The following is a 3,005-nucleotide window of genomic DNA, read 5'->3' as shown; positions in this document are numbered from 1 at the left end:
TTGCCACCAAATACGGCCCGATGAAGACCGACCACGTGCTGTTCATCGCCAGCGGTGCGTTCCATGTGGCCAAGCCTTCGGACATGCTGCCTGAACTACAGGGCCGCTTGCCGATCCGGGTGGAACTGAAGGCGCTGTCGGAAGACGATTTCGTGCGCATCCTTTCCGAAACGCGCGCGAACCTTGTGGAACAGTACCGCGCGTTGATCGCCACTGAAAACGTGACGCTGGATTTCACGCCTGAAGCGATCCGGGCCGTTGCCCGCACCGCCGCGCAGGTGAATGAAAGCGTCGAGAATATCGGAGCACGCCGCTTGCAGACGGTGATGGAAAAGCTGCTTGAGGAAGTAAGCTTCGATGCCGAAGACCGCACTGGTGAAACGGTGACGGTGGATGAGGCCTATGTGGCCGAAAAGCTGGCGAACCTTGCAGGCAACGCCGACCTTTCCAAGTATATATTGTGAGGCACTGCTCGTTCCTGTAATGTTCCATCCATTGATTCGGCAGGAGAGAGATGATGGAACTTGCAGGCGGGTGTCATTGCGGCGCGGTTCGATACAAGGTGGATGGCGCGCCGATGCACGTCGCGCTGTGCCATTGCACCGATTGCCGCAAAAGCTCTGGCGCGCCACTGGTGTCCTGGGCGATGTTCAAGGAAGACCAGTTTTCGCTGACGCAGGGTGAAGTGACGACGCACAATTCGTCGGGCGCATCGATGCGCAACTTCTGCCCGAAATGCGGCACCGGACTGTTCTTCACGAACGCCGAGAACCTGCCGGGAATCGTCGACGTGCAATCTGCAACATTCGATGATCCCGACCAGTTGCCCGCGCAACTCCATATCCAGACGGCGGAACGCATCGGCTGGATGGCGCAGGCGCATGGCCTCCCGGAATTTGCGCGGTTTCCCGGTCAGGAGTAGGCGTGGGCTATGACCTACCAGACTCCTGAAGACCGCCCTGTGTATCGCCTGCTGACCGGAAAGGACGACCGCGCTTTTTGCGAGCGTGTGTCCGAAGCGCTGGAGCAGGGCTGGCGGCTCTATGGCTCACCGTCGATGACCTATGACGGCGGGATGGACTGCATCAAGGTGGCGCAGGCCGTGGTGTGGCATGAGGCGGATGTGGTGAAGTAGATTTCACCATTTCTGAATGACTCGTCATTGCGAGGAGCGCAGCGACGAAGCAATCCAGAGTGGTGAAGCGCAATTTTCAACCGGCAGTCTATATCATGGCGTCACAGCGCAACGGCACGATTTACGTTGGTGTGACCAGTAATTTGCCGCAACGTGTTTGGCAGCACCGTGAGGGCATAGTCGATGGATTTACAGCCAAGCATGGTTGCAAGCTGCTTGTCTGGTTCGAAGTTCACGCGACGATGGAGTATGCCATTGCGCGCGAAAAGCAGTTGAAGGGCGGCTCTCGCAAGAGGAAACTGGCGTTGATCGAGGCGGAAAATCCGCGGTGGCAAGACCGTTTTGCGGAAATGGCGGCGACTCTGGATTGCTTCGTCGCTGCGCTCCTCGCAACGACGATGACTAGGGCAGTCGCAACCGAAAACTTCGTCATTGCGAGCGAAGCGAAGCAATGCAGAGCGGTGAAGCCTTACTCTGCCGCTTCTGTAATCTCCGCACTCTCCTGCGCCTGTCGCGCCCACATTTCGGCATATAGCCCATCGCGGCGGAGCAGGTCGGTATGGCTGCCCTGTTCGGCCAGACGCCCCTGATCCAGCACGAGGATCGTGTCCGAATCGGCAATTGTCGAAAGGCGGTGCGCGATGGAGATCGTGGTGCGGTGGCTGGCGACCGCGCGCATCGTGGAAAGGATGTCCTGTTCGGTGCGGGTGTCTAGTGCGCTGGTCGCTTCGTCGAAGAGCAGGATCGGCGGGTTCTTTACCAAAGTGCGGGCGATGGCCACACGCTGCTTTTCGCCGCCGGACAGTTTCAGCCCGCGTTCGCCCACTTCGGTGTCATAGCCCTGCGGCAGGCGGGCGATGAAATCCGCAATGGCGGCGCCTTTCGATGCCGCCTCTACCTCGTCCATGCTCGCGCCATTGCGGCCATAGGCGATGTTGTATCCAATGGTATCGTTGAACAGCACCGAATCCTGCGGAACGATGCCGAGTGCCGCGCGCAACGAACCTTGGGTGACCTGCGCAATGTCCTGCCCATCAACCAGGATGCGGCCTGCCCAAGGATCGTAGAAGCGGAAAAGCAGCCGCGCGATAGTCGATTTGCCCGCGCCGGACGGCCCGACGATGGCAACGCGGCTGCCCGCAGGCACTTCGAACGACAGGCCGTGCAGGATTTCGCGGTCACGGTCATAACCGAAGACCACGTTGTCGAACGTCACGGACGGACGGTTGATTGCCAGCGCCGGTGCGCCCGGAATATCCGCCACTTCGACATGGGTATCAATCAGACGGAACATTTCGGCCATGTCGATCAGGCCCTGCCGGATCGTGCGATAGACCATGCCCAGCATGTCGAGCGGGCGGAAAAGCTGGGTGAGATAGGTGTTGACGAACACAAGGTCGCCCACCGTCAGCCGTCCTTGCGACCAGCCCCACACCGTCCACGCCATCGCGCCTGCCATCAGCAGGTTGACGATAACCGCTTGGGCGATGTTGAGCAGGCCCAGGCTGTTTTCGCTCTTCACCGCCGCATCGGCATAGGCGCGTGCAGCCGAAGCATAACGCGCTTCCTCGCGCGCTTCGGCCCCGAAATACTTCACTGTTTCGTAGTTTAGCAGCGAATCGACTGCGCGTGACAGGGCTTGGCCATCAAGCCGGTTCATCTTCTCGCGCAATGTGGAGCGCCATTCGGTGATCGTGCGCGTAACCCAGACATAGGCGATCACCGCCACGATTGTTGCCGTGACCAGCCCCAGCCCGAAATTGATCCAGAAGATCACGATGACGGCAGTCAGTTCGATTATCGTCGGCGCGATGTTGAACAGCAGGAAATAGAGCATCGTGTCGATGCTCTTGGTCCCGCGCTCGATCAC

General features: G+C 59.5%; 3 protein-coding genes and 2 pseudogenes. 4 read left to right on the top strand and 1 reads right to left on the bottom strand.

Going from position 1 to position 3,005, the window contains the following annotated elements:
* The 4 genes and pseudogenes from ACOVQ0_RS03100 to ACOVQ0_RS03085 form a co-directional block, all read left to right on the top strand.
* Positions 1–464: pseudogene (locus tag ACOVQ0_RS03100) on the top strand (HslU--HslV peptidase ATPase subunit); the annotation flags it as partial.
* Between the two features lie 50 nt (positions 465–514).
* Positions 515–922, top strand: a complete 408-nt coding sequence (locus ACOVQ0_RS03095) for a GFA family protein (RefSeq protein WP_421880083.1) — start codon at positions 515–517, stop codon at positions 920–922.
* 9 nt (positions 923–931) lie between these two features.
* Positions 932–1,135 (top strand): DUF1737 domain-containing protein, encoded by a 204-nt coding sequence (locus tag ACOVQ0_RS03090; protein ID WP_168853808.1) that lies wholly within the window; start codon positions 932–934, stop codon positions 1,133–1,135.
* A 95-nt stretch (positions 1,136–1,230) separates the two neighbouring features.
* A pseudogene (locus ACOVQ0_RS03085) lies at positions 1,231–1,491 on the top strand (GIY-YIG nuclease family protein); the annotation flags it as partial.
* 113 nt (positions 1,492–1,604) lie between these two features.
* Here the strand turns inward: ACOVQ0_RS03085 and ACOVQ0_RS03080 are convergent.
* Positions 1,605–3,005 (bottom strand): ABCB family ABC transporter ATP-binding protein/permease (locus tag ACOVQ0_RS03080; RefSeq protein ID WP_421880081.1); only part of this gene is annotated, 1,401 nt, incomplete at its 5' end.

This window comes from Novosphingobium sp. (assembly GCF_049240505.1).
In the GTDB taxonomy this organism is placed as follows: Bacteria; Pseudomonadota; Alphaproteobacteria; order Sphingomonadales; family Sphingomonadaceae; genus Novosphingobium.
Note: the sequence above shows the minus strand (reverse complement) of the source record. Positions and strands in the feature narration are given on the sequence as shown.